The following is a 23,320-nucleotide window of genomic DNA, read 5'->3' as shown; positions in this document are numbered from 1 at the left end:
AAGCGTCGCCGGCTGCGTCGCCTGTGAAGAAAGATCACGACGCCTTGATGGCGTCCGCGAAGCAGCAGAAAGAAAGGTTTCATTCACCATAGTCGGTGAAGCTTCGTTAACGACGTTGAAGTCGGAGACCGCCATGCAGACCCGCAATCCCATCCTGGACGAGTTCGCCAAACTGACCACCGGCGCCATGGGCTTGGCCCAGGCCGCCGGCGAGGAAGCCAAGACCGCCTGGCGCGCCCAGGCCGACCGGATCGCCGCCGAGATGGATCTGGTCCGCCGCGACGAGTTCGACGTGCTGAAGGATGAGATCGCCGCCTTGCGGGCCGAGATCGCCGAACTGAAGGCGGCGAAGAAGCCGGCGGCCAAGGCGTCGAGCAAGCCAGCGGCGGGAACGTCCACAGATGGAACTCAACCCGGGGACGCAGCCGGTTGAGCCGAATCCGCGAACAGGCTTACCACTCTGTTAACGGCCGCGATTCTCGCGGACGCAGCGCGAATCGAGAGACTTGATGGACATCGCCCGGCCCGAGGAAATGGACACGCCCTTCGACCCGCTTGAGGTCGTCGAGCATGTCCTCACGGCCGAGAACCTCCCGTTCGACCGCACCGACGACGGCGACCTGGCCTTCGCCCTGGCGGGGGACTGGAAGGATTACGAGCTGTGGTTCGCCTGGCGGCCTGAGGGCGATTGTCTTCAGCTGTGCTGCGCCCTGGATCTGCGTGTGGCCAAGAGCCGCAAGACGGCCGCCTATGAACTGGTCGGCCTGATCAACCAACGCACCTGGATGGGGCATTTCGAGGTCTGGGCCGAGGACGGGGAGATCGTCTTCCGTCATTCGCTGGCCCTGCCGATGGGCGAGCGCCCGACCCTGGCCCAGGCGGCCTCGATGATCGATGCGGCCATTGAGGCGGCGGATCGCTATTACCCCGCGTTCGACTTCATGGTGCGCGGGAACAAGAAACCGCAGGAGGCCATCGACGCCTGCCTGTTCGAGACCGTCGGCAACGCCTGATGGCGGGGTCCGTCCGGTCCGGGGGACCTGTCGTCCTGGTCGGCTGCGGCCGGCTGGGCTCGGCCATTCTGGAAGGCTGGCTGCTGACGGAGACGGTCGCGCCGGCCGATCTGATCATTCTCAGTCCGTCGGAAAAACCCGCCGCCGAGGCGGCGCGGGCCCAGGGCGCGCGGATCAATCCGCCGCTGGAGGCCCTGACCGGGGCGGGTGTGATCGTGCTGTCGGTCAAGCCGGCGATCTGGCGCGAGGTGGTGACGCCCCTGACGCCCTTCCTGAACGATCAGGCCGTGATCCTGTCGGTCATGGCAGGGGTGACGGCGCCCACCCTGGCCGAGGGGATCGGCGGCTGGCCCATCGTGCGCGTGATGCCGACGACCGGGGTGTCGCGCGGGCGCGGCGTGGCCTCGATCTGGTCGGCGGATGATCGCGCCCAGGCCCTGGGACGGGCCTTGTTCGAGCCGATGGCCGAGACGGTCGTTCTGGCGGACGAGGCCCTGATGGATGCGGCCACGGCGGTGGCCGGATCGGGCGCGGCCTATTTCTACGCCTTTACCGAAGCCCTGGCCCGAGCGGGTCAGGCCAGCGGCCTGGACGCGGCGACCGCCGACGTCCTGGCGCGAGCCACCCTGCGGTCGGCGGCGGATTCGATGGGCGACGATGATCTGGAGGCCCTGATCGGCCGTATCGCCTCGCCGGGCGGCTCGACCCGCGCCGGGCTGGACGCCCTGGCGAAGGACGGCCGCCTAACGCGGATGCTGGACGAGACGGTCGCGGCGGCCGTGCGGCGAAACCGCGAGATGGGCTGAAACCCGACGCCTCTCTCCCGTCGCGAAACGGGAGAGAGGCCTGCGGGATCAGAATCGGCCCTGTTCGATCTGGTCGCCCAGACGTCCGAAGGCGCGGTCCGCGTCGCGCCAGACGCCGTAGCCCCAGACGTCGCGGATGTTCGGCGAGAAGTAGGAGAAGTCCACCGGCCGGGACTGGCCGTCGGCGGTGACGATCTCGCCCTTGATCGCCGCGCCGCCGATGGACACGCTGCGGATCGGGTCCAGGCCCGGCGTCTGGCGGATCTGTTCGAAGGTGGGGCGGTTCGGCTTCAGGTCGACCAGGACCAGATTGGCGGTGGCTCCCGGATAGCGGTGCTCCAGCGCCTGACCGACTTCAGCCTTCAATTCGTCGATCTGTTCGTTGACTTCACGTTCGCCGAGCTTCTCGATCTGACGTTGCAGTTCGGGGCCGACGGTGACGTTGACCGTGGGGGTTTGCGCCTGGGCCATGGCGGCGACGGCGAGCGCCGCGGCCAAAGGGGCGAAGAAGGCGAGTTTACGCATCGTGTTTTGTCTCCATGCCCTGTCGGCATGAAGATGATCCTTCCTGCACGGTTCCGCTAGACGCCGGACATCCAAATCTCGCTCCGACCGCCCGTTTCAGCGCCCTGGTTCAAAAAATACGCCGTCAGGCGGCGGGAACGACGGTCGCCTGGCCCGGCACGCGGATGATCGCCTTCAGCCCGCCCAGGTCGCTGCGCTCCAGGGTGACGTCGCCGCCGTGGCCGCGCGCCACGTCGCGGGCGATGGCCAGGCCCAGGCCGACGCCCTTGCGGTTCTGGTTGCGGGACTCGTCCAGACGGGAGAAGGGACGGAAGGCCTCGTCATACAGATCTTCGGGAATGCCGGGGCCGTCGTCCTCGACGGCGATCTCCAGCCCGCCCGAGGCCAGCGACCGCGCCGACAGGCGCACATGCTCGCCGTGAGAGGCGGCGTTTCCGGCCAGGTTGACCAGGGCGCGCTTGAAGGCGAGCGGGCGAAGCGAGGCGGTCAGGCCCTGGGCGACCGACAGTTCGACCTCGGCCCCGGCGCGCCTGGCGTCTTCGCCCGCCGCCTTCAGCAGGTCGAGGATCGACACGGGTTGGGGCGGTTCGCCGGCCTCGCCGCGGGCGAAGTCCAGATATTCGTCGATCATATGCTCCATCTCGTCCAGGTCGCCGCGCATGGCGGCCTGACGCTTGAACGGCGGGGCCAGGGCCAGTTCCAGCCGGAGCCGGGTCAGGGGGGTGCGCAGGTCGTGGCTGACCGAGGCGAGCAGGGCGGTGCGCTGGTCGATGTGGCGCTGGATCCGGTCGCGCATGGCCAGGAAGGCCACGGCGGCGGCGCGAACCTCGCGGGCGCCGTGCGGCTTGAACCGGGGCACGGTCTCGCCCCGGCCGAAGGCCTCGGCGGCGTCGGCCAGGCGTTCGATGGCGCGGACCTGATTGCGGATGAACAGGATCGCCACCCCCATCAGCAGGACGGTGGCGATGGTCAGCCACAGCACGAAGATATGGGCCTGGGTGGCCACGGCGCGTTCGCGCGGGGCGATGATGCGCAGCACGCCCTGCGGCTCCTGCACCTGGATGTCGACATAGGCGGGGTAGCGGGTGGTGTCGAACCAGTAGGGGCGGTCCAGTCGGGCCGCCAGCGCCTTGTCCAGCACGCGGTCCACCACCCCGATGGGGCCGCGCCTCTGTTCCGTCGGCAGGGTCCGGCCCTCCTGCAGCGCGATCGACAGGGACATGGACCGCTCGGCCCGATCGGCCAGTCGCTCCAGATTGCGTTGGCTGGGGTCGTCCTCATAGCTCTCGACGGCCCAGGCGATATCGCCGGCCAGGCCCTCGGACAGGCGCGCCGTCACGGTCTGCCAGTGGGCGTCGAAGAAGATCCAGGTCACCACCACCTGCATGACCAGCACCGGCAGGACGATGATCAGCAGCGACCGCCCCCACAGCGAGGTCGGCAGGCGCCGCTTCAGAAAGCGCGGCCACAGATAGGCGGGCAGCAGCCGCATGATGTTCGTCGCCGCCTCAGTCGGGCGCGAGCATATAGCCGACGCCGCGCACGGTCTGGAGATAGCGCGGGTTCTTGGGGTCGGCTTCCAGCTTGCGCCGCAGGCGGGTGACCTGAACATCGACGGCGCGGCCGGTGATGTCGGCCGTGTCGGGCGACAGGCTCATGCGTTCGACCGGGGCGTGGGCGTGAAGCGCCAGGGTCTTCAGCAACTGGGCCTCGGCCTCGGTCAGGCGTTGGGGCGCGCCGTCGCGGATCAGCTCCAGCCGCTCCATGTCGAACACGGCCGTGCCCAGCTTGATCTCGCGCGGGCCGATGGGCTTGCCGCCCGTGCGGCGCAGGATGGCCTCGATCCGCAGCACGAGTTCGCGCGGTTCGAACGGCTTGGACATATAGTCGTCGGCGCCCCGCGACAGCCCCTCGATCCGATCCTCGGGATCGCCGCGCGCCGTCAGCAGCAGGACCGGCGTCTTCGAGGTCTCGGCCTTGGCGCGAACCCAGGAGGTCAGGTCCAGGCCGCTTTCGCCCGGCATCATGACATCCAGCACGACCAGGTCGAACTCGATCAGCTCCATCATCCGCTTGGCCGCCGCCGCGTGGGCGGCGCCGGTGACACGGTAACCCTCGCGCGACAGATACTCCTTCAGCAGTTCGCGGATGCGGTCGTCGTCGTCGACGATCAGCAGATGGCGACCCACGCCCGGCCCGGCGATGGGACCCGAGCGGCCATATGCGCGCGTTTCGGCCATGCTCATCCGCGATTCTCCCGATCCCGGCCGTTGACCTGAGCGATTCGGGGAGCTCTAACAGACAGACTTCTGCAGGAGACGTGTTTCAATGGCCTTCGTTCCTTTCGACGATCGTGATGGATGGATCTGGTTTGACGGCGATTTCGTGCCCTGGCGGGAAACGAAGACGCATATTCTGACCCATGCCCTCCACTATGGCTCGTCGGTATTCGAGGGTGAGCGTATGTACGGCGGCGAAATCTTCAAGCTGACGCCGCATTCGGAGCGCCTGAAGCGGTCCGCGAACCTGCTCGATTTCGAGATACCTTACAGCGTCGCTGAAATCGACGCCATCTGTAACGAAACCTGCGCCAAAAACGGTCTGACCGACTGTTATGTGCGCCCGGTCGCCTATCTGGGCCCGGAACAGACCAGCGTTTCGGCCCTGAACAACAAGGTTCACCTGGCGGTCGCCGTCTGGGACTGGCCCAGCTATTTCGACCCTGAGGTCAAGGCGCGCGGCCTGAAGCTGGAATGGTCCAAGTGGCGCCGCCCGGATCCGGCGACGGCGCCGACGACCGCCAAGGCGGCCGGCCTGTACATGATCTGCACCATGTCGAAGAACACGGCTGAGCGGAACGGCTTCGCCGACGCCCTGATGCTGGACTGGCGCGGCTATGTGGCCGAAGCGACCGGCGCCAATGTCTTCTTCGTCAAGGACGGCGTGCTGCACACGCCCAAGGTCGAGCACATCCTGGACGGCATCACCCGTCAGACGGTGATCGAGATCGCCAAGTCCAAGGGGATCGAGGTCGTGGTGCGCGACATCCTGCCGGAAGAACTGTCGGACTTCTCGGAGTGCTTCCTGACCGGCACCGCCGTCGAGGTGACGCCGGTGGCCGAGGTGGGCGACTATCGCTTCACGCCGGGCGCCCTGTCGCTGGACCTGATGGAGACCTACGGCCGGCTGGTGCGTCGCCAAGCCTAAGGCGGCGTCACCAACGCAGGGCGAAGCGGCCGACGGCGGCGCCGATCAGGCCGGCGGCCGCGACGCCCAGCGTATACCAGGTGGCGACGAAGGCGGCGGTCGCCTCGCCACAGTGCAGCAGACCATAGGCGGTGGCGGCGATGCCGCCCGTCGCCAGACCCAGCGCCAGACCGGCCGTCGTCGGCCGTGTCGGCGCCAGCCGCCGCGCCGACAGAAACACCAGCGGCGCGGCGAAGGCCGAGACCAGCACGATGTTGCGCCCGCAGATGTCCCAGGTCTGGCCCAGCCAGCCGGCCATGCGCTGATCCGGCGGGGTCAGGCTCATCTCGATCACGCCCCACAGTCCCGCCGCCGCCACGACGGCGAGCAGGGCGAAGGCGGCCGGGCGCGGATCGACGCCGGGTCGCCCGAGCCGTGTCGCCAGCCAGATCCCGGTTCCCGCCAGGGCGGCGGTGTAGATTCCCTTCAGCCAGGGGATCGGCCCCTGCAGCGCCTGCGCCAGATCAGGCCGGACGCCCAGCAGCAGGGCCACGGCCGCCACGGCTGCCGCAGCGGCGGCGCCCAGCAGGGCGGGGCTGGGCCGTGCGGGCTTGGCCGGCTCAAGTCCGGCGGCCAGGGCGTCGATCAGGTCGTCAGTCTTCATTTGGGTTCACGCTGGCGACCAGCGTCTTCATGGAGCGGTGGACGCTGACCTTGGCCGCGCCCTCGGTAAAGCCGTTGCGCTGGGCGGCCTCGGCCAGGCTGAAACCGCCGACGCGGACATCCTCAATGAGGCGGCGCTGGCGCAGCGGCAGGATGGACAGGACCTTCTTCAGATCCCGGCGGACGACGCCGTCCTCGACCGTGTGATCTGCCAGCAGGACCGACGCCTCCTCCAGCGGCACGTCGTGACGGCGGCCCTGGCGGCGGAAATGATCGATCAGCTTGTAGCGCGCGATCGCATAGGCCCAGGCCGTGAAGGGCAGCGACCGGTCATAGGTCGCGCGCTTGGCGTGAATGGCGATCAGGCAGTCCTGCACGAGATCCTCCGCATCGGCCTCGCAGCCGGTCAGGCGACGTTTGAAGAAGGGGGTCAGGGCGCCGCGCATTTCGGTCAGCAGGGCGCGCCAGGCCACGGGGTCGCCGTCGAGACCCCGCAACATCAGACGTTTGAGCTCGGCTTCCTTGTCGACCACGCAGCATCCCATTCGCGCCGGACGGGGCGAAGGTTACACGCCCGGCGGCGGACGACGACGAAATATTTCTCGTAACCTTCGCCGCGCCGGGACCGAAACCTCTGCTGTCAGGCCGCTCCGCCCCGGACGGCTGTCACACAGGAAATCGTCCCATGAATATCTCCGCCAAGATCCTGGTCGGCGCCGGCGCCTTGCTGGCCCTGGGCGCCAACGCCGCCGCCGCGCAGAACCGGCCCACGGCCCAGCAGGAAAACGCCATGGAGAAATGCTATGGCGTGGCCAAGGCCGGCCAGAACGACTGCGCCGCCGGGCCCGGCACCACCTGCGCCGGCACCTCGGTGCGCGACTATCAGGGCAATGCCTGGAAACTGGTCGCCAAGGGCACCTGCGCCTCGATCCAGACGCCCAGGGGCCATGGCTCGCTGACCCCGATCGCGAACCGCTGATGTCCGCCGCTCCGACCGCCGGACTGGGTCTGAAGCCCCAGCACTATTCGGAGGCCGCGGCCTGTCCGGCGGCCGGAGCCCAGCGCGGCCTGTGGTTCGAGGTTCATCCCGAGAACTACATGGTCGCGGGCGGCCCCCGCCTGAGTTGGCTGGAGACGGTGCGCGCCGTTCGCCCGCTGTCTCTGCACGGGGTCGGCCTGTCACTGGCTGGAGATGAACGCCCTGATCGCGACCATCTGGCCCGGTTCCGCGCCCTGATCGACCGGTTCGAACCCTTTGTGGTGTCCGAACACCTGGCCTGGTCGCGGCGCGGCGGCGTCTATCATCCCGATCTTCTGCCCGTCCCGCGCAGCCGCGAGGTGTTGAACCTGGTGTGCGACCATGTCGACGAGGTGCAGCGCGTCCTGGGGCGGCGGCTGCTGATCGAGAACCCGTCCGCCTATCTGGCCCTGGCCGGTCATGAGTGGGACGAGGTCGAGTTTCTGGTCGAGATCGCCCGGCGGACCGGGTGCGGCCTGCTGATCGACGTCAACAACGTCCATGTCAGCGCCTCGAACATGGGCTTCGCCGCCGAGGCCTGGCTGGACGCCGTCCCCGGCGAGCTGGTGGGCGAGATCCATCTCGCGGGCCATCGCCCCGATCCCGTCTGGGGCGAGGCCCTGCTGATCGACAGCCACGACGCCCCCGTGTCCGAGACCGTCTGGGCGCTTTATGATCGTCTGATCGCGCGCATCGGTCCCCGGCCGACCCTGGTCGAGCGCGACGGCGATGTTCCCGAATTCCCGGTCCTTTTGTCTGAACAGGCTCGCGCCGCTGCGGCGCTGGCCGCCGTGGAGGCGGTGGCGTGACCGGGTTTCACGCCGCTTTCGACAGGGCGTTGACTGGCGACCTGGACGCCCTGTGGCCGCACCTGGAGCCGGGCGACCGGACGCTGGGGGCGCTGGCCGTCTATCGCAACACGACGATCAAGGCGCGGATCGACGCCCTGGAGGCCAATTATCCCACCGTGTTGCAGATGGTCGGCGAGGACTGGTTCCGCGCCGCCGCCGCCGCCTTCGTCGCAGAACAACCAGGCGATACGCCGGTCCTGGCTGACTACGGCGCAGGCTTTCCCGACTGGCTGGCCCGCTTCGAGCCGGCGCGGGACATGACCTATCTGGCGCCCTGCGCCCGGCTGGACCGGGCCTGGACCCAGGCCCATCTCGCGGAGGATGCAGCGCCGTTAGAGGCGCGGGAGGCCGCCGCGCTCGGACCCGCCCTGGCGGGGGCGACGGCGGCTCTGCACCCATCGGTCCAGCTGTTCTGGTTCGAGTGGACGGCGCCCTCGCTCTGGCTCGCGCATCGCTATCCGTCCGCGGACGCGTCTCTTGAATGGCGGGCCGAGGCTGAAGGCCTGCTGGTGCACCGCTCGTGCGCCGAGGTGCAGGCGCGGCGGTTGGGTCGCGCGGAATGGGTCTTTCTGGACGCCTGCCGCCTCAACCGGCCGTTCGGCGTCGCTGCGGCTGCGGCCCAGGCCGCCTCGCCCGGCCTGGATCTGTCCGCTGTTTTCGCCGCCCTCATCGCGCTCGGCGTCTTCACTTCACCCTCAATCCCAAAGGACCGACCATGAACCGCATCGCGGATATCCATAGACGCATCACCGCCGCCGTACCCGAGGCCGGTCTCGCCCTGTTGCTGCGCGTGGGCGTCGCCACGCCCTTCTTCCTGTCGGGGCGGACCAAGGTCGAGGGACTGCTGACGATCACGCCCTCGACGCGCTACCTGTTCGCCGAGGAATACCGCCTGCCCCTGCTGGCGCCCGACCTGGCGGCGCATCTGGCGACCTATGCCGAACATCTGGCGCCGATCCTGATCGTGCTGGGTCTGGCGACGCGGCCGGCGGCGGCGGGCCTGCTGTTCATGACCCTGGTGATCCAGCTCTTCGTCGAGCCGGGCGGCTGGCCCGTCCACCTGCTTTGGGCCGGACCGCTGGCCTATCTGATCGCGCGCGGGCCGGGTGCGATCAGTCTGGACCGTGTGCTGAAGATCGACTGATACGCGCACGCCCCTTGTCAGCCGCGTCACTTTGTCCTTGAAGCGGATGAAGCCGGCGCGGGCCGGTCAGGGATCCATCTTTCATGTTCAGCCTTCTGAACCTCCAGAGCCTGTTCGGCCTGGTCGTCATCATCACCCTGTGCTGGGCGATTTCAGAGAACCGCCGGGTCTTTCCCTGGAAGCTGGCCCTGGGCGCCGTGGCGGTTCAGGCCGGGCTGGTGCTGGCGCTGTTCGGCATTCCGGGGTCGCGCACGGTGCTGGCGGCGGTGACGGGCGCCATCGACGGGCTGGCGGTTGCGACGGCCCAGGGGACGCGGTTCGTGTTCGGCTATCTGGCCGGCGGGGACCAGCCCTATGCGGTTCAGAACGAGGGGGCGCTGTTCACCTTCGCCTTCAACGTCCTGCCGCTGATCATGGTGATCTCGGCCCTGTCGGCCCTGTTGTGGCACTGGAAGATCCTGAAGTGGTTGATCCGCGGCTTCGGCCTGCTGTTCCAGCGCACCATGGGCCTGGGCGGCGCCTCGGCTCTGGCTGTGGCGGCCAACATCTTCCTGGGCACGATCGAGAGCCCCATCGTCATCAAGGCCTATCTGGACAAGCTGAGCCGGTCCGAGATCTTCCTGATGATGACCGTGGGCCTGGCGACCGTGGCCGGTTCGACCATGGTCGCCTACGCCAGCATCCTGTCACAGACCCTGCCCAACGCCGCCGGCCACGTCCTGGTCGCCTCCATCGTTTCGGCCCCGGCCGGGGTGCTGCTGGCGCGGATCATCGTGCCCGAGCCGGACAAGGAGGCCATCCAGTCGATCAGCTATGACTCGGCCCTGAAGTATGACAGCGCTATCGACGCCATCTCCAAGGGCACGTCGGACGGCCTGATGGTGGTGCTGAACATCTCGGCCGTGCTGATCGTCTTCGTGGCCCTGGTGGCCCTGGTCAACCTGATGCTGGGCGGCATCATCATCTTCGGCGAGCCGCTGACGGTCGAACGGATCCTGGGCGTCCTGTTCACTCCCTTCGCCTGGCTGATCGGGATCGAGGCGCGCGAGGCGGCCCTGGGCGGCTGGCTGCTGGGCGTCAAACTGACCCTGACCGAGTTCGTGGCCTTCATCAATCTGGGCAAGCTGCCGGCCGAGGCGATGAGCGAGCGGACGCGGATGTTGATGACCTACGCCCTGTGCGGCTTCGCCAATATCGGCTCGGTCGGCATCACCGTGACCGGTCTGTCGGTGCTGATGCCTGAACGCCGGCACGAGGTGCTGAGCCTGATCTGGAAGGCCCTGTTCGCCGGCTTCATGGCCACCCTGATGAGCGCGGCCGTCGTCGGCGCCTTGCCAGCGGCGGTGTTCGGGCAGTAGGTTTTTCAAAAGAACGGAGGCGTCCGATGAAGCTCTACACCTCGCACCGCGCGCCCAATCCGCGCCGGGTCCGCTGGGTCATGGCCGAGAAGGGCGTCGAGGACGTCGAACTGGTCGAGATCGACATTCTGACGGGTGATCACAAGAAGCCGGAATATCGCGACAAGGTCGGGGTGCCCCACCTGCCGGCGCTGGAGCTGGACGACGGCACGACCATTTCGGAATCCGTGGCCATCGGCCGCTACCTGGAGGCCCTGTATCCGGAACCCAATCTGTTCGGTCGCGATGCGCGCGAACAGGCGGTGGTCGAGATGTGGACCCGCCGGTGCGAATTTTATCTGTCCAACCCGATCATGCTGAACGTGCGCCACTCGCATCCGGCCCTGGCGGCGCTGGAGGCGGTGCAGATTCCCCAGGTGGCCGACTACAACCGGCTGTCGGCGGAACGGTTCATGAAGACCCTGGACCGGCATCTGGCCGAGCGGGAGTTCATCGCCCTGGACCGGTTCACCATCGCCGACATCGTCGCGGTGGTCGGCCTGGATTTCGCGCGGATGGTTCGCTATCGCCCCCCGGCCGAGTTCGAGAACCTGCACCGCTGGTTCGACGCCTGCCGAGACCGACCGGCGGCCAAGGCCGGGGTCTGAACGGCCTTGCGGTTGCTGACGCCGTCGGATCGTTGGCTGGCCCTGCTGCTGGCGGGGTTGGCGGGCTATGTGGACAGTCTGGGCTTTCTGCATCTGGGCGGCGTCTTCGTCTCCTTCATGAGCGGAAACTCCACCCGGTTCGCCGCCAGCGTGGCCGAGGGACAGTGGCCGGCGGCGGCGCATCTGGCCGCCATACTCGGCCTGTTCGTCCTGGGATCCTTCGCCGGCGCCCTGGTCGCGGGCGGCGAGGACGTACGCTCGCGTAGTCGGGTGCTGATGTTTGAGGCCTTGCTGCTGGCGCTGGCCGCCGCTGCGGCGGGCGCCGGGCTGACGCCTGCCGCCGTCGGTCTGATGGTCATGGCCATGGGCGCCGAGAACTCGGTCTTCCTGAGGAACGGAGAGGTCGGGGTCAGCCTGACCTATATGACCGGAACCCTGGTCAAGCTGGGGCAGGCCTTGGCCGGCGCTGTGAAGGGCGGAGACCGATACGCCTACAAAGCTTATCTCACCCTCTGGGCAGGGCTGAGCTTCGGGGCGGTGCTGGGCGCCCTGACCTTCGGCCGTCTGGGACTGGCGGCCCTCTGGCCCGCCGCCGGCTTCGCCGTGCTTATGGCCCTGATCGTGCGGCTCAACCGCGCGGCGTGAACTTGCGGATCACGCCCGAGAAGGTCATCAGCAGCCGTTCCCCCGTGTTGATCTGGCCGCGCACGAAGATCAGGCTCTTGCCCGCCTTGGTGACCTGGCCGGTCGCCTCGATCAGTTCGCCGACATAGGCGCCGTCGATGAAGGTGGAGTCCAGCTGGACCGTGACGCCCGAGGCGCCCTCCATCTCCTGATAGGCGATCTGGAACATGGCGATGTCGGCGAAGGTCATCAGGCATCCGCCATGCATCCGCCCGCCGGCGTTCATGTGCTTCTGCTCGGCGCGGAAGGCGCAGCGCATGTGACCGTCAGGATCGAGCTTGCCGTAGAAGGGCCCCACCACGACGTCGAAGGTGTCGTGGAGGTCATAGGTCTGCCAGCCGGCGAATTCGCCCTCGGTGACGGTGATTTTCTTCGGCATGACGACTCGGCCTTACTTCTGGTCTCGCTGTGCAGCATATAGGCGCAATGAGCGATCCGATCGAAACCGCAATCCTGAACAAAATCGCCGGGCTGGAGCCCGGCAAGAGCATCGAGCCGGCTGACGTGGCCAAAGAGCTACAGCCCGAGCAGTGGCAGCGCATGCTGCCCAAGGTGCGCGCCCTCGCCCTGAGCCTGATGCGCCAGGGCAAGCTGACCATCACCAAGAAGGGCAAGCCGGTCGATCCGGACAATTTCCGAGGGGTAACGCGTCTGCGCCAGCCGACCGAGGAAGAGACGGCCCTGGCGCTGAGCCGCCGTCCGCCGGTCGTCGAGGATGATGACGACTGATCTGGACGCAGTCCTGAGCGACATCCGCGCCTGTCGCGCCTGCGCGGGCATGCTGCCGCATACGCCGCGCCCGGTGGTGCGGGTCTTTCCCGAGACGCGGCTGCTGATCTGCGGCCAGGCGCCGGGGCGGCGGGTGCATGAAAGCGGCCTGCCGTTCACCGACCCGTCGGGCGACCGGCTGCGCGACTGGATGGGCGTGGACTACGACACCTTCTACGCCGACCGCCGCATCGGCGTGGCGGCCCAGGCCTTCTGCTATCCGGGCACGGCCCCGAAAGGGGGCGACCATCCGCCGCCGAGCCGGTGCGCCGACCTGTGGCGGCCGCAGTTGCTGGACGCCCTGCCGCAGATGGAGCTGACCCTGCTGGTCGGCGGCTACGCCCAGGCCTGGGCGCTGGGCGAGCGGGCGAAGCGGAACATGACGGAGACGGTGCGCGCGTGGCGGGACTATGCGCCGGACCTGCTGGTGCTGCCGCATCCGTCCTGGCGTAACACGGCCTGGCTGAGGAAGAACCCCTGGTTCGAGGACGAGGTGGTTCCCTATCTGCGGGAACGGGTGCGTTCGATTCTGACGCCCCCCGCAAGGATGCGCGCATGAAGCCCGCTTTCCCCGCCGCCGCCATCGCTCTGACCTTGGGAGCGTCCGCCTGCGCCGCGCCCCACATCCAGCCGCCGCTGACGCCGCCGCCGGGGTTCGCCGGCGCTCACGTCGAGGATCGCGCCCTGGTCATGTCGGACGGGGCGCGGCTGCCCTATCTGCGCTGGGGGCCGACCGATCGGGCGCCCTGGGCGGTGATCGTGGCCCTGCACGGCATGAACGACCACGACGCCAGCTTCCGTCTGGCGGGGCCGTGGTGGGCCGAACAGGGGATCGAGACCTGGGCCTATGACCAGCGTGGCTTCGGCGCCGCACCGGGGCGGGGCGTCTGGGCCGGGCAGGCGCGGATGACCGACGACCTGCGCGAGGTCACGGCCCTGGCCCGCGCCCGCTATCCCGACGCCGTCATCGCCGTGGTGGGCGAGAGCATGGGCGGATCGGTGGCGGCGGCCGCCTTCGGTTCAGACAATCCGCCGGACGCCGACAGGCTGGTGCTGCTGGCGCCGGGGGTCTGGGGGTGGTCGACCCAGGGGCCGCTGAACAGCGTGGCCCTGAACATCGCGGCGCGCGCGCTCGGCGATGTGGCGCTGGAGCCGCCCGAGTTCATCACCCGCGACATCCACGCCTCCAGCAATACGCTGGAGCTGATCCGCAACGGGCGTGATCCGATGAACATTCTCGCGACCCGGTTCGACACCGTCTATGGCCTGGTCGATCTGATGGAGACGGCGTCGCGCAGCCTGGGCCGCATCCGGGGCGACGCCGTGCTGATGTATGGCGCGCACGACGAGATCGTGAAGCGGGGGCCGATGCGTCTGGCCCTGGAGCGCGCGCAGGCTGACGGCGGCGCCCTGAAGACGGCCTGGTATCCGAACGGCTGGCATCTGCTGAACCGCGATCTGGACGCCGAGATCGTTTACCGGGACGTCGCCGCCTGGCTGAGGAATCCCGACGCGGCGTTGCCGTCGGGCGCGCCCGCGGTGCTGCCGGAGCTGGAGAAGCCGGCCGCTCCCGATGGCCGAGCGGCGAGCCGGCGGTGACCCCGTAAACGTCTCTTAACGTGACGTTTACCATCCAGGCGGCATTTTCTGCCTAGCGGGGCGTCAGTGTCTCCCGCGAGTTTGGGGCGGGAACGCGTGGGCGGCTTTACGGCGGCGTTGCAGAAGTTCGGGATCGGTCGTCTGGCTGCGGTCCTCGGCGTCGCCGCAGGCGTGACCGCCGTGCTGGTGGCTGTCATGCTGCGCATGGGTCAGGCGCCGGACGCCCTGCTGTATTCCAACCTGGATCTGCGCGAGGCCGGCGAGATCACCTCGGCCCTGCAACAGGCCGGCATCAAATATACGTCCAAGGGCGACGGCTCGACCGTGATGGTGAACCGCGACGACGTCGGCACCGCGCGGATGCTGATTGCGGAAAAGGGCCTCGTGACCTCGGGATCCGTCGGCTACGAAATCTTCGACAACCAGTCGGTGCTGGGCCAGACCGAGTTCCAGCAGCAACTGAATGAACAGCGCGCGCTGCAAGGCGAACTGTCGCGCACCATCATGTCCATGCGCGGCATCACCGCCGCTCGCGTCCACATCACCATGCCGCGTCGCGAGATGTTCACCGCTGCGGCCGGAGACCCCACAGCGGCCGTTCTGGTCGGGCTGGGCGGTCGGGATCTGACGCCTGACCAGGTGCGGGCGATCCGCAACCTGGTGGCCTCGTCCGTGCCGAACCTGAAGCCCGACCGCGTCACCGTCGCCGATCAGAACAACCGCACCCTGGCGGCCGGGTCCGATGACGGAACCTTCTCGTCCGCCTCCGCCGCCGAGACCAAGGGCAATACCGAGGCCCAGCTGCAGTCGCGGATCAAGGATATCGTCGAAGGCGTGGTCGGCATCGGCGCTGCGCGCGTCCAGGTCACGGCCGACATCGATCAGAGCCGTTCCACCACCCAGGAGCAGAAGTTCGATCCCGACGGTCAGGTCGTGCGCTCGACCACCGCCAACGGTTCGCAATCCTCGGACACCACGGGCCAGAACGACGGCGGCGTGACGGCCGCCAACAACATCCCCGGCGGCGCGCCGCCTGCCACCACGCCGGCCGGCGCGACCAGTGCGGAAAACGCCGAGACGACAAATTACGAGATCTCGAACACTACGACCACGACGACCAAGGAGCCGGGCGAGGTCAAGAAACTCGCCGTCGCCGTCGCCGTCGATGGCAAGTGGACCCCGGCCGCAGACGGCAAGGGCGAGCCGACCTATGCGCCGAGAACCGCCGAGGAGATCGCCCAGATCAAGTCCCTGGTCGCCGCCGCCGCAGGCATCGACGAGGCGCGGGGCGACAAGATCGAGGTGATCAACGTCCGCTTCAACCACGACACCGGCATCGCCGGCGGTCTGGAAGGCAAGTCGTCGCTGCTGGACTTCTCCCGCACCGACGTGATGCGGCTGATCGAACTGGGCATCCTGGCCGTCGTGGCGTTGCTGCTGATCTTCTTCGTGCTGCGTCCGCTTTTGAAAACGGCGGGCGGCGCGGCGCCTGGGGCTGTGGCCGCAGCCCCCGCCGGCCTGCCCGTGGCCACGGTGACGACGACCGTCATCGGCGCCGACGGTCAGCCCCAGCTGGTGCAACTTCCGGCCCCGAACGAGATGGATCAGAAGATCGACATCGCCCGTATCGAGGGTCAGGTGAAGGCGTCTTCGGTCAAGAAGGTCGCGGATTTCGTCCAGGCGCACCCCGATGAGGCCGCCGGGATCCTGCGCAACTGGGTGGCCGAAGGCTGATGGCCAAGCTCGTGACCAAGAAGCTGTCGATCGACGATCCCAACAAGCTGACGGGGCCTGAAAAGGCGGCCGTCATCCTGCTGGCTCTGGGCGAGGAGCACACCGCCCTGTGGGAACGGCTGGACGACGAGGAGGTCAAGGAGATCTCCCAGGCCATGGCCACCCTGGGCAATGTCACCGCCGAGGCGGTCGAGGCCCTGATGATCGAATTCGTCTCGGGCCTGGCCGGCTCGGGCTCGGTCATGGGCAGTTATGAACAGACCCAGAGGCTGCTGGCCGCCTTCCTGCCCAAGGACCGCGTCGATGGCCTGATGGAGGAAATCCGGGGTCCGGCCGGCCGGACCATGTGGGACAAGCTGGGCAATGTGAACGAGGCGGTTCTCGCCAACTATCTGAAGAACGAATACCCGCAGACCGTCGCCGTCATCCTGTCCAAGGTGCGTTCGGACCACGCCGCCCGCGTGCTGACCGCACTGCCGGAAGATTTCGCCCTGGAATGCGTGCAGCGGATGCTGCGCATGGAGCCGGTCCAGCGCGAGATCCTGGACAAGATCGAGGCGACGCTGCGGACCGAATTCATGTCGAACCTGGCGCGCACCTCCAAGCGCGACAGCCACGAGATGATGGCCGACATCTTCAACAGTTTCGATCGCCAGACCGAGGCGCGCTTCATCGGCGCTCTGGAAGAGCGCAGCCGCGAATCCGCCGAACGGATCCGCGCCCTGATGTTCGTGTTCGAGGATCTGTCCAAGCTGGACCCCGGCGGCGTGCAGACGCTGCTGCGGGCGGTGGACAAGGACTCCCTGGGCCTGGCCCTGAAGGGCGCGTCGGAGCCGCTTCGCGAGATGTTCTTCTCCAACATGTCCGAACGCGCCTCCAAGATCATGCGCGAGGACATGGAATCCATGGGGCCGGTCCGGTTGAAGGACGTCGACACCGCCCAGATGGCCATGGTGCAGGTCGCCAAGGATCTGGCGGCGCGCGGCGAGATCATGCTGGCCGGCCAGGGCACCGACGACGAGTTGATCTACTGACATGAGCACTCCCTTCGCCTTCGATACCGAGTTCGACGCCGACGGTTCGGTGGTGCGCGAAAGCGCCTGGAAGCCGACCAAGCGCAGCTATCTGCCTGCCGAGGTGGACGCCCTGGTCGCCCATGCGCAGCTGGAGGCGCGCCAGCAGGCGCTGAACGAGATCGAGAACATCCGGGCCATGGCTCTGACCAATATCGCCCAGGGCGTGGCGGCGGCCTTGCCCTCGCTGAGGAACGTGGCCCAGACGCATCGTGAACAGTCGGCCGACCTGGCCCTGGCGGCCGCCCGGGCCATCGGCGGCGCGGCGCTGGAGCGTTTCCCCCAGGCCCCCTTGCGCGCCGCCCTTGAGGCGCTGGCCCAGGAGATCGACGCTTCGCCGCGTCTGGTCGTGCGTGCAGCCGGTCTGGACGACGAGGGCCGCGCCCAGATCGAGCGGGCCTGCGCCGACAGCGGTTTCACCGGCGTCGTCGCCTTCCGCGACGAGCCGGGCATGGGAGTTGCGGCCTTCCAGCTGGAATGGGCCGACGGCCGCGCCGACCACGATCCGGAAGGCTCGGCCACACGCGTGGCCGAAGCTCTGACCGCCGCCCTGGCCGCCGAGGCCGGGCATGCCGAACCCCCTATCAATACTGACCGGAGTGATTTCTGATGGCCTCCGACGATCTTTCGCTCGAGGAGTTCCCGGACTCCACCGCCCTGGCCGTGGTCGATGATCATGGCGACAAGACCGCCGCCGACCTGGCCACGGTCTTCGAGGTGCCGGTGAACATCTCGGCCGTGCTGGGCAAGTCGCACATGTCGGTGGCCCAGCTGCTGAAACTGAACAAGGGGTCTGTGCTGGAGCTGGACCGCAAGGTCGGCGAGGCCATCGACATCTTCGTCAACAACCGTCTGATCGCGCGCGGCGAGGTCGTCGTCGTCGACGACCGGCTGGGCGTGACCATGACGGAAATCATCAAGACCGAGGACTCGGGGGGCTGAAGCGACCCCGCGCAGGTTCTGCGCGGCTGAACGACGGCGACCCGGATGAAAGTTTAGAGGAGAAGAACAATGCGTCTTCTGGTGGTAGGCAGACTGAGCGGACAGCTCGCTTCGGCGGTGAAGATGGCCATGGCGCACGGCGCCAAGGTCAGTCACGTCGAGCGTGCGGACCAGGCGACCGAGCAGTTGCGACGGGGGCAGGGCGCCGACCTTCTGATGGTCGATTACCAGCTCGACATCGCGGCCCTGATCGCCGCGAACGAGGCCGAACGGATCACGGTGCCGGTCGTCGCCTTTGGCGTCGACGCCGACGCGCGCGAGGCTGCGGCGGCGATCAAGGCCGGGGCCAAGGAGTTCATCCCCCTGCCGCCCGACGCGGAACTGATCGCCGCCGTCCTGGCCGCTGTCGCCGACGACGAGAAGCCGATGATCTCGGCCGACCCGTCGATGAAGGCGGTGCTGCAACTGGCCGACCAGGTGGCGCGCTCGGAAGCCTCGATCCTGATCACCGGCGAAAGCGGCGTCGGCAAGGAGGTGATGGCGCGCTACATGCACGACAATTCGCGCCGGTCGGAACGCCCCTTCATCAGCGTCAACTGCGCGGCCATTCCCGACAACCTGCTGGAATCCGAGCTGTTCGGTCACGAGAAGGGCGCCTTCACCGGCGCCGTCGCGCGCCGGATCGGCAAGTTCGAAGAGGCCGATGGCGGCACCCTGCTGCTGGACGAAATCAGCGAAATGGACGCCCGGCTTCAGGCCAAGCTGCTGCGCGCGATCCAGGAACGGGTCATCGACCGCGTCGGCGGCTCCAAGCCTGTGTCGGTCAATATCCGCATCATCGCCACGTCCAACCGCGACCTGGCCCGCGCCGTGTCGGAAGGCACGTTCCGCGAAGACCTGCTGTACCGGCTGAACGTCGTCAATCTGCGCCTGCCGGCCCTGCGCGAGCGGCCGGGCGACATCGGGGTTCTGGCCGAGCATTTCATCAAGAAATACGCCGCCGCCAACGGCGTGCCGGTTCGGCCGATCTCGGCGCGCGCACGCCAAGCCATCAGCGCCCACCGCTGGCCCGGCAACGTCCGTGAGCTGGAAAACGCCATGCACCGGGCGGTGCTGCTGGCGACCGGGCCGGAGATCGACGTCGACGCCATCCGCCTGCCGGACGGTCAGCCCCTGACCCCGGCTTCGGGCATGATGGGCGCGGCCTCGACGGGTCAGGAAAACCCCTACGGCGGCGGCGTCGCGGCGCGGGCGGCCCAGGCGGCCGATGCGGTGACGCGCAGCTTCGTCGGTCAGACGGTGGCGGCGATGGAAAAGACCCTGATCCTGGACACCCTGACCCACTGCCTGGGCAACCGGACCCATGCGGCCAACATCCTGGGCATCTCGATCCGCACCCTGCGCAACAAGCTGAACGAATACGCCGACGAGGGCACGACCATCCCGGCGCCCCAGTCGGGCGTCTCCGCCTCGGGCTACGCAGCCTGAGCATGGGGCGCGGTGTGGACAGACGAAAGCTGATCGCCGGCGCCGGTGCGCTGGTCCTAGCCGCCTGCACGCCGCGCACACAGGACGAGATCCCGGCCGAAAAGGCGCCGGACTTCTTCCTGAGCGATCTTGAAGCGCGTCACGGCGGCCGGCTCGGCGTCGCGGCCCTGGACGTCGCCAGCGGCCGACGCGTGCTGTGGCGCGGCCAGGAGCGGTTCGCCTTCTGCTCGACGTTCAAGGCCTTTCTGGCCGCCGCCACCCTGGAACGGGTGCAGCGCGACGAGGAGAGCCTGGATCGCGCCGTCGCCGTCACCCGCGCCGATATCGTCCCCCATGCGCCTGTGACCGAAAAGGCCGTGGGCCGCACGCTGACGATCCGTGAACTGATGCAGGCGACGGTGGAGGTCAGCGACAATCCGGCCGCCAACATCCTGATCCGCGAAATGGGCGGAATCGCCGTATGGCGTTCGTGGTGGCCGACGTTCGGCGACACCACCACCGTGATTTCGCGCCTGGAGCCGGACCTGAACACCGCCCTGCCCAACGACCCGCGCGACACCTGCCTGCCCGAGCAGACGCTGGCCAATATCCGCGAGATGGCCTTCAGCGAGCGGCTGACGCCGGAGAACGACGCCCTGCTGCACGGCTGGCTGACGGCCTCGCCAACCGGCCCGAACCGGATCAAGGCCGCTGCGCCCGAAGGCTGGACCGTGGCCCACAAGACCGGGACCGGCGCCAACGGCACGGCCAACGACATCGCCATGCTGACGCCGCTGAGCGGTTCGCCGGTCATCGTCGCCGCCTATTTCACCGGCGCGACCGAGGCGACCGACGATCAGCGCGACGCCGTGATCGCCGAGGCGACCCGCCGCGCCCTGAAGGCGCTGGGCCGTGACTGATACGCCCATGATGATGAAGGACGGCATGGCGCGCCCCACCGGGCGCGACGTCCTGGGCTGGGTCAATCGCGGCGAAGTGCTGATGGCCGTCGGCGTGATCGGCGTGATCATGCTGCTGATCCTGCCGGTCCCGAAGATGCTTCTGGACCTGCTGCTGGCGATCTCGCTGGTGTCCAGCGTGCTGATCCTGATGACGGCCGTGATGATGAAGCGGCCGCTGGACTTCGCCATCTTCCCGACCGTGCTGCTGGTCTCGACCCTGTTCCGCCTGGGCCTGAACCTGGCTTCGACGCGCCTGATCCTGACCCACGGCCAGGAAGGCCACGACGCGGCGGGTCAGGTCATCAACGCCTTCGGCCAGCTGATGATGGGCGGCAACTTCATCATCGGGGTGATCATCTTCGCCATCATCCTGGTGGTGAACTTCGTCGTCATCACCAAGGGTTCGACCCGGATCGCCGAGGTCTCGGCCCGCTTCACCCTGGACTCCATGCCGGGCAAGCAGATGGCGATCGACGCCGATCTGTCGTCGGGCCTGATCACCGAGGATCAGGCCAAGCTGCGCCGCAAGGAGCTGGAGCAGGAATCGACCTTCTTCGGCGCCATGGACGGCGCGTCCAAGTTCGTGCGCGGCGACGCCGTGGCCGGTCTGATCATCACCTTCATCAACGCCATCGGCGGCGTCCTGATCGGAACCCTGACGCACGGCATGCCGGCGATGGAGGCCGCCAACACCTATGTGCAGCTGACCATCGGCGACGGTCTGGTGACGCAGGTGCCGGCCATCATCATCTCGATCGCCGCCGGCTTCCTGGTGTCCAAGGCGGGCGTCGAGGGTACGGCGGACAAGGCCATGGTGACCCAGCTGGCCACCAACCCGGTGTCGCTGGGCGTTGTGTCCGGCGCCGCCGGCCTGATCGGCCTGATCCCCGGCATGCCGCTGATCCCCTTCGCCGCCCTGGCCATCGGTTCGGGCTTTATGGCCTGGAAACTGGGACGCAGCCGGCTGAAGCCGCAGCCGACGGAGGCCGAGATCGCCGCCGCAGCGGCCAAGCCCAAGGAGGAGGTCGAAGAGCCGATCTCCAGCATCCTGACCATCGACGAGGTGAAGATCGAGCTGGGCTATTCGTTGCTCAGCCTGATCAATGATCTGGAGGGGCGTCGCCTGACCGACCAGATCAAGGCCCTGCGCCGGTCGCTGGCTCAGGAATACGGCTTCGTCATCCCGCAGGTGCGCATCCTCGACAATATGCGCCTGCCGACCCAGGGCTACGCCATCCGCATCAAGGAGATGGACGCCGGCGCAGGCGAAGTGCGTCTGGGCCATCTGATGGCGATGGACCCCGCCGGCCGCCAGGTGGAACTGCCGGGCGAACACATGCGCGAACCCGCCTTCGGCCTGCCGGCCACCTGGATCAACGAGAACCTGCGCGAGGAAGCGACCTTCCACGGCTATACGCTGGTCGATCCCTCGACAGTGCTGACGACCCACCTGACGGAGATCCTGAAGGAAAACATGGCCGATCTGCTGTCCTACAGCGAGGTGCAGAAGCTGCTGAAGGAACTGGGGGTCGAGGAGAAGAAGCTGGTCGAGGAACTGATCCCCAGCGTCGTCACCGTCACCACCCTGCAGCGCGTGCTTCAGGCCCTGCTGCGCGAAAAGGTCTCGATCCGCGACCTGCCGGCGATCCTGGAGGGCCTGGCCGAGGCGGCGCCCCACAGCACGAGCGTCACCACCCTGGTCGAACACGTCCGCGCCCGCCTGGCCCGCCAGCTGTGCTGGCAGCACCAGGGCGGCGACGGCGCCCTGCCCATCGTCACCCTGTCGCCGGAGTGGGAGAGCGCCTTCGCCGAGAGCCTGGTCGGCGGCGGCGAGGACAAGCAACTGGCCATGGCGCCGTCACGGCTTCAGGACTTCATCCGATCCGTGCGCGAGACCTTCGAACGGATCGCCATGTCAGGCGAAAATCCCGTCCTGCTGACCGGGCCCCAGACCCGCCCCTATGTCCGCTCGATCATCGAGCGCTTCCGCGGGCAGACGGTGGTGATGAGTCAGAACGAGATCCACCCGCGCGCCAAGCTGCGCACCCTGGGGCAGGTTTAGACCAGACTGGATCGCGGCCTAGTTCGCGATGGTCCAACCGCCGGCCGAGGCGTTGCGTGCGACGTCGTTGACGGGGCGGGCGACCAGGCCCGACTGGGTGATCCAGACCTCGTAACGGGCGCCGTCGGCCATCGGCATGTAGGCGGCCGAGCCGTACAGGGTGTCCGCAGCATCAACATAGCGCCGGTAGCGGCGGATGGCGTCCCAGGCCTCGACCTTGAAGGGGACGGCGCCGTTGCGGGCGTTGGCCTCGGCCGCCGCCAGGTCATAGGCGCTGCGTTCGCCGTGCAACTCCTGTTCGATGGCTCGATACCGGCCGGACAGCCGGTCCAGCCGGTATTGCGCATCCAGCCCCAGAACATTGGCCCAAGGCTTCCACCTCAGGACCTGGGCCTCGATCCGCCAGTCGTCGCCGTGAACCGGATAGAGGGCGCCCGCAGCGGCGGCCTGGCCCTCGCGCGGGGGCTGGACCAGGTTGATCTCGTAATACTGCGGCCCGATCTGGCGCAGGGTCAGGGTGGCGACCGGACGCTCGTAGGTGAGGCGGGCGTAGGTCTGAATATTCATGCCGAACAGGGCGGCCAGACAGGCGGCCCAGAGAATGGCCCCGCCGAAGACTGCGCCCAGGCCCCCGCTCAGAGGCTTGCCGCCGAACAGGGCCCGCAAGCCCCGGATCAACAGAACCAGCCCGATCAGCGCCACCGCCGTCGGCAAAATCCACCACCACCCGATCATCGTCCCGTCCCCGATTAAGCCCCGCCCCCGCAAGGTCATGCCGGGCCATATTAACCACAAGCCGCGAAAAGCCCGCAGGTTTC

Annotated in this window: 28 protein-coding genes; 21 read left to right on the top strand and 7 right to left on the bottom strand. The window is 68.0% G+C overall.

Going from position 1 to position 23,320, the window contains the following annotated elements; translation table 11 throughout:
• Positions 1-133 precede the first annotated feature (133 nt).
• From ACW18C_RS12960 to ACW18C_RS12950, 3 genes are all read left to right on the top strand, one after another.
• Positions 134-433: an accessory factor UbiK family protein gene (locus ACW18C_RS12960; RefSeq protein ID WP_492071286.1), complete on the top strand. Its 300-nt coding sequence runs from the start codon at positions 134-136 to the stop codon at positions 431-433.
• Between the two features lie 76 nt (positions 434-509).
• Complete coding sequence (locus ACW18C_RS12955) at positions 510-1,013, top strand: type III secretion system chaperone family protein (RefSeq protein ID WP_008260608.1); 504 nt, start codon at positions 510-512, stop codon at positions 1,011-1,013.
• Positions 1,013-1,819 (top strand): pyrroline-5-carboxylate reductase family protein, encoded by an 807-nt coding sequence (locus ACW18C_RS12950; protein ID WP_492071283.1) that lies wholly within the window; start codon positions 1,013-1,015, stop codon positions 1,817-1,819. Before ACW18C_RS12955 ends, ACW18C_RS12950 begins: the two co-directional genes overlap by 1 nt.
• 48 nt (positions 1,820-1,867) lie before the next feature.
• Here the strand turns inward: ACW18C_RS12950 and ACW18C_RS12945 are convergent, their stop codons facing one another.
• The 3 genes from ACW18C_RS12945 to ACW18C_RS12935 all read right to left on the bottom strand — a co-directional run bounded on the left by ACW18C_RS12945 (position 1,868) and on the right by ACW18C_RS12935 (position 4,584).
• Positions 1,868-2,344, bottom strand: a complete 477-nt coding sequence (locus ACW18C_RS12945) for a hypothetical protein (RefSeq protein WP_492071281.1) — start codon at positions 2,342-2,344, stop codon at positions 1,868-1,870.
• Positions 2,345-2,468: 124 nt separating this feature from the next.
• The gene (locus ACW18C_RS12940; RefSeq protein ID WP_008264280.1) at positions 2,469-3,836 is read right to left on the bottom strand and encodes an ATP-binding protein; all 1,368 of its coding nucleotides are present in this window, start codon (positions 3,834-3,836) and stop codon (positions 2,469-2,471) included.
• Positions 3,837-3,852: 16 nt separating this feature from the next.
• Positions 3,853-4,584 carry a response regulator gene (locus ACW18C_RS12935; RefSeq protein ID WP_369733943.1) on the bottom strand — a complete coding sequence of 244 codons (732 nt, stop codon included), beginning with the start codon at positions 4,582-4,584 and terminating at the stop codon, positions 3,853-3,855.
• 88 nt (positions 4,585-4,672) lie between these two features.
• On the opposite strand from ACW18C_RS12935, the gene ACW18C_RS12930 reads away from it, so the two are divergent.
• A complete protein-coding gene (locus ACW18C_RS12930; RefSeq protein ID WP_492071279.1) occupies positions 4,673-5,551 on the top strand; it encodes a branched-chain amino acid aminotransferase in 879 nt (292 codons plus the stop codon).
• Positions 5,552-5,558: 7 nt separating this feature from the next.
• On the opposite strand, the gene ACW18C_RS12925 is transcribed toward ACW18C_RS12930, so the two are convergent.
• Together ACW18C_RS12925 and ACW18C_RS12920 are read right to left on the bottom strand one after the other, a co-directional pair.
• Positions 5,559-6,194 (bottom strand): NrsF family protein, encoded by a 636-nt coding sequence (locus ACW18C_RS12925; RefSeq protein WP_492071278.1) that lies wholly within the window; start codon positions 6,192-6,194, stop codon positions 5,559-5,561.
• Complete coding sequence (locus tag ACW18C_RS12920; RefSeq protein WP_035305656.1) at positions 6,184-6,726, bottom strand: sigma-70 family RNA polymerase sigma factor; 543 nt, start codon at positions 6,724-6,726, stop codon at positions 6,184-6,186. Before ACW18C_RS12920 ends, ACW18C_RS12925 begins: the two co-directional genes overlap by 11 nt.
• 152 nt (positions 6,727-6,878) lie before the next feature.
• Between ACW18C_RS12920 and ACW18C_RS12915 the strand changes: the two genes are divergently transcribed.
• The 7 genes from ACW18C_RS12915 (at position 6,879) to ACW18C_RS12885 (ending at position 11,856) form a co-directional block, all read left to right on the top strand.
• Positions 6,879-7,172, top strand: coding sequence for a BufA1 family periplasmic bufferin-type metallophore (locus ACW18C_RS12915; RefSeq protein WP_492071275.1), 294 nt, complete (start codon positions 6,879-6,881; stop codon positions 7,170-7,172).
• Entirely contained in the window at positions 7,172-8,020 is an 849-nt protein-coding gene (bufB, locus tag ACW18C_RS12910) for an MNIO family bufferin maturase (protein WP_492071273.1), read from the top strand. The genes ACW18C_RS12915 and bufB overlap by 1 nt, the downstream gene beginning before the upstream one ends.
• Positions 8,017-8,781 (top strand): HvfC/BufC family peptide modification chaperone, encoded by a 765-nt coding sequence (locus ACW18C_RS12905; protein ID WP_492071271.1) that lies wholly within the window; start codon positions 8,017-8,019, stop codon positions 8,779-8,781. The genes bufB and ACW18C_RS12905 overlap by 4 nt, the downstream gene beginning before the upstream one ends.
• On the top strand, positions 8,778-9,206 hold the full coding sequence (locus ACW18C_RS12900; protein WP_492071269.1) for a DoxX family protein: 429 nt from the start codon (positions 8,778-8,780) through the stop codon (positions 9,204-9,206). The genes ACW18C_RS12905 and ACW18C_RS12900 overlap by 4 nt, the downstream gene beginning before the upstream one ends.
• Positions 9,207-9,289: 83 nt before the next feature.
• Entirely contained in the window at positions 9,290-10,564 is a 1,275-nt protein-coding gene (locus tag ACW18C_RS12895; protein ID WP_035305644.1) for a NupC/NupG family nucleoside CNT transporter, read from the top strand.
• Positions 10,565-10,590: 26 nt separating this feature from the next.
• Entirely contained in the window at positions 10,591-11,211 is a 621-nt protein-coding gene (locus ACW18C_RS12890) for a glutathione S-transferase family protein (RefSeq protein WP_008258672.1), read from the top strand.
• 6 nt (positions 11,212-11,217) lie between these two features.
• A complete protein-coding gene (locus tag ACW18C_RS12885) occupies positions 11,218-11,856 on the top strand; it encodes a YoaK family protein (RefSeq protein WP_040349723.1) in 639 nt (212 codons plus the stop codon).
• Here ACW18C_RS12885 and ACW18C_RS12880 read toward each other — a convergent pair.
• Positions 11,840-12,274, bottom strand: coding sequence for a PaaI family thioesterase (locus ACW18C_RS12880; protein WP_008262173.1), 435 nt, complete (start codon positions 12,272-12,274; stop codon positions 11,840-11,842). The genes ACW18C_RS12885 and ACW18C_RS12880 overlap by 17 nt on opposite strands.
• A gap of 47 nt (positions 12,275-12,321) precedes the next feature.
• Here ACW18C_RS12880 and ACW18C_RS12875 point away from each other — a divergent pair, with 47 nt between their 5' ends.
• The 10 genes from ACW18C_RS12875 to flhA all read left to right on the top strand — a co-directional run bounded on the left by ACW18C_RS12875 (position 12,322) and on the right by flhA (position 22,502).
• A complete protein-coding gene (locus tag ACW18C_RS12875) occupies positions 12,322-12,624 on the top strand; it encodes a DUF3253 domain-containing protein (RefSeq protein WP_492071266.1) in 303 nt (100 codons plus the stop codon).
• On the top strand, positions 12,614-13,222 hold the full coding sequence (locus ACW18C_RS12870; RefSeq protein ID WP_492074028.1) for a uracil-DNA glycosylase family protein: 609 nt from the start codon (positions 12,614-12,616) through the stop codon (positions 13,220-13,222). The genes ACW18C_RS12875 and ACW18C_RS12870 overlap by 11 nt, the downstream gene beginning before the upstream one ends.
• The gene (locus ACW18C_RS12865; protein WP_492071265.1) at positions 13,219-14,262 is read left to right on the top strand and encodes an alpha/beta fold hydrolase; all 1,044 of its coding nucleotides are present in this window, start codon (positions 13,219-13,221) and stop codon (positions 14,260-14,262) included. The genes ACW18C_RS12870 and ACW18C_RS12865 overlap by 4 nt, the downstream gene beginning before the upstream one ends.
• Before the next feature lie 96 nt (positions 14,263-14,358).
• Positions 14,359-15,996 (top strand): flagellar basal-body MS-ring/collar protein FliF, encoded by a 1,638-nt coding sequence (fliF, locus tag ACW18C_RS12860; RefSeq protein WP_492071264.1) that lies wholly within the window; start codon positions 14,359-14,361, stop codon positions 15,994-15,996.
• Positions 15,996-17,030 carry a flagellar motor switch protein FliG gene (gene fliG / locus ACW18C_RS12855; protein ID WP_008262778.1) on the top strand — a complete coding sequence of 345 codons (1,035 nt, stop codon included), beginning with the start codon at positions 15,996-15,998 and terminating at the stop codon, positions 17,028-17,030. The genes fliF and fliG overlap by 1 nt, the downstream gene beginning before the upstream one ends.
• A gap of 1 nt (position 17,031) precedes the next feature.
• Positions 17,032-17,679: a FliH/SctL family protein gene (locus ACW18C_RS12850; protein ID WP_492071262.1), complete on the top strand. Its 648-nt coding sequence runs from the start codon at positions 17,032-17,034 to the stop codon at positions 17,677-17,679.
• Entirely contained in the window at positions 17,679-18,011 is a 333-nt protein-coding gene (gene fliN, locus ACW18C_RS12845; protein WP_008258919.1) for a flagellar motor switch protein FliN, read from the top strand. Before ACW18C_RS12850 ends, fliN begins: the two co-directional genes overlap by 1 nt.
• A 69-nt stretch (positions 18,012-18,080) precedes the next feature.
• Positions 18,081-19,499 (top strand): sigma-54-dependent transcriptional regulator FlbD, encoded by a 1,419-nt coding sequence (flbD, locus tag ACW18C_RS12840; RefSeq protein WP_035305627.1) that lies wholly within the window; start codon positions 18,081-18,083, stop codon positions 19,497-19,499.
• A 14-nt stretch (positions 19,500-19,513) separates the two neighbouring features.
• On the top strand, positions 19,514-20,398 hold the full coding sequence (gene bla, locus ACW18C_RS12835) for a class A beta-lactamase (protein ID WP_492071260.1): 885 nt from the start codon (positions 19,514-19,516) through the stop codon (positions 20,396-20,398).
• Positions 20,399-20,405: 7 nt separating this feature from the next.
• The gene (flhA, locus tag ACW18C_RS12830) at positions 20,406-22,502 is read left to right on the top strand and encodes a flagellar biosynthesis protein FlhA (protein ID WP_426025421.1); all 2,097 of its coding nucleotides are present in this window, start codon (positions 20,406-20,408) and stop codon (positions 22,500-22,502) included.
• An 18-nt stretch (positions 22,503-22,520) separates the two neighbouring features.
• Here flhA and ACW18C_RS12825 read toward each other — a convergent pair whose 3' ends face one another.
• Positions 22,521-23,237 carry a hypothetical protein gene (locus ACW18C_RS12825; protein WP_492071258.1) on the bottom strand — a complete coding sequence of 239 codons (717 nt, stop codon included), beginning with the start codon at positions 23,235-23,237 and terminating at the stop codon, positions 22,521-22,523.
• Positions 23,238-23,320 lie beyond the last annotated feature (83 nt).

The organism is Brevundimonas sp. FV1ye7S (assembly GCF_058680995.1).
Note: the sequence above shows the minus strand (reverse complement) of the source record. Positions and strands in the feature narration are given on the sequence as shown.

Coding starts and splice junctions, on each gene's coding strand:
- ACW18C_RS12960 (WP_492071286.1), top strand. CDS start 134: ATGCAGACCCGCAATCCCATCCTGGACGAGTTCGCCAAACTGACCACC.
- ACW18C_RS12955 (WP_008260608.1), top strand. CDS start 510: ATGGACATCGCCCGGCCCGAGGAAATGGACACGCCCTTCGACCCGCTT.
- ACW18C_RS12950 (WP_492071283.1), top strand. CDS start 1,013: ATGGCGGGGTCCGTCCGGTCCGGGGGACCTGTCGTCCTGGTCGGCTGC.
- ACW18C_RS12945 (WP_492071281.1), bottom strand. CDS start 2,344: ATGCGTAAACTCGCCTTCTTCGCCCCTTTGGCCGCGGCGCTCGCCGTC.
- ACW18C_RS12940 (WP_008264280.1), bottom strand. CDS start 3,836: ATGCGGCTGCTGCCCGCCTATCTGTGGCCGCGCTTTCTGAAGCGGCGC.
- ACW18C_RS12935 (WP_369733943.1), bottom strand. CDS start 4,584: ATGGCCGAAACGCGCGCATATGGCCGCTCGGGTCCCATCGCCGGGCCG.
- ACW18C_RS12930 (WP_492071279.1), top strand. CDS start 4,673: ATGGCCTTCGTTCCTTTCGACGATCGTGATGGATGGATCTGGTTTGAC.
- ACW18C_RS12925 (WP_492071278.1), bottom strand. CDS start 6,194: ATGAAGACTGACGACCTGATCGACGCCCTGGCCGCCGGACTTGAGCCG.
- ACW18C_RS12915 (WP_492071275.1), top strand. CDS start 6,879: ATGAATATCTCCGCCAAGATCCTGGTCGGCGCCGGCGCCTTGCTGGCC.
- bufB (WP_492071273.1), top strand. CDS start 7,172: ATGTCCGCCGCTCCGACCGCCGGACTGGGTCTGAAGCCCCAGCACTAT.
- ACW18C_RS12900 (WP_492071269.1), top strand. CDS start 8,778: ATGAACCGCATCGCGGATATCCATAGACGCATCACCGCCGCCGTACCC.
- ACW18C_RS12895 (WP_035305644.1), top strand. CDS start 9,290: ATGTTCAGCCTTCTGAACCTCCAGAGCCTGTTCGGCCTGGTCGTCATC.
- ACW18C_RS12890 (WP_008258672.1), top strand. CDS start 10,591: ATGAAGCTCTACACCTCGCACCGCGCGCCCAATCCGCGCCGGGTCCGC.
- ACW18C_RS12880 (WP_008262173.1), bottom strand. CDS start 12,274: ATGCCGAAGAAAATCACCGTCACCGAGGGCGAATTCGCCGGCTGGCAG.
- ACW18C_RS12875 (WP_492071266.1), top strand. CDS start 12,322: ATGAGCGATCCGATCGAAACCGCAATCCTGAACAAAATCGCCGGGCTG.
- ACW18C_RS12870 (WP_492074028.1), top strand. CDS start 12,614: ATGACGACTGATCTGGACGCAGTCCTGAGCGACATCCGCGCCTGTCGC.
- ACW18C_RS12865 (WP_492071265.1), top strand. CDS start 13,219: ATGAAGCCCGCTTTCCCCGCCGCCGCCATCGCTCTGACCTTGGGAGCG.
- fliG (WP_008262778.1), top strand. CDS start 15,996: ATGGCCAAGCTCGTGACCAAGAAGCTGTCGATCGACGATCCCAACAAG.
- ACW18C_RS12850 (WP_492071262.1), top strand. CDS start 17,032: ATGAGCACTCCCTTCGCCTTCGATACCGAGTTCGACGCCGACGGTTCG.
- fliN (WP_008258919.1), top strand. CDS start 17,679: ATGGCCTCCGACGATCTTTCGCTCGAGGAGTTCCCGGACTCCACCGCC.
- flbD (WP_035305627.1), top strand. CDS start 18,081: ATGCGTCTTCTGGTGGTAGGCAGACTGAGCGGACAGCTCGCTTCGGCG.
- flhA (WP_426025421.1), top strand. CDS start 20,406: ATGATGATGAAGGACGGCATGGCGCGCCCCACCGGGCGCGACGTCCTG.
- ACW18C_RS12825 (WP_492071258.1), bottom strand. CDS start 23,237: ATGATCGGGTGGTGGTGGATTTTGCCGACGGCGGTGGCGCTGATCGGG.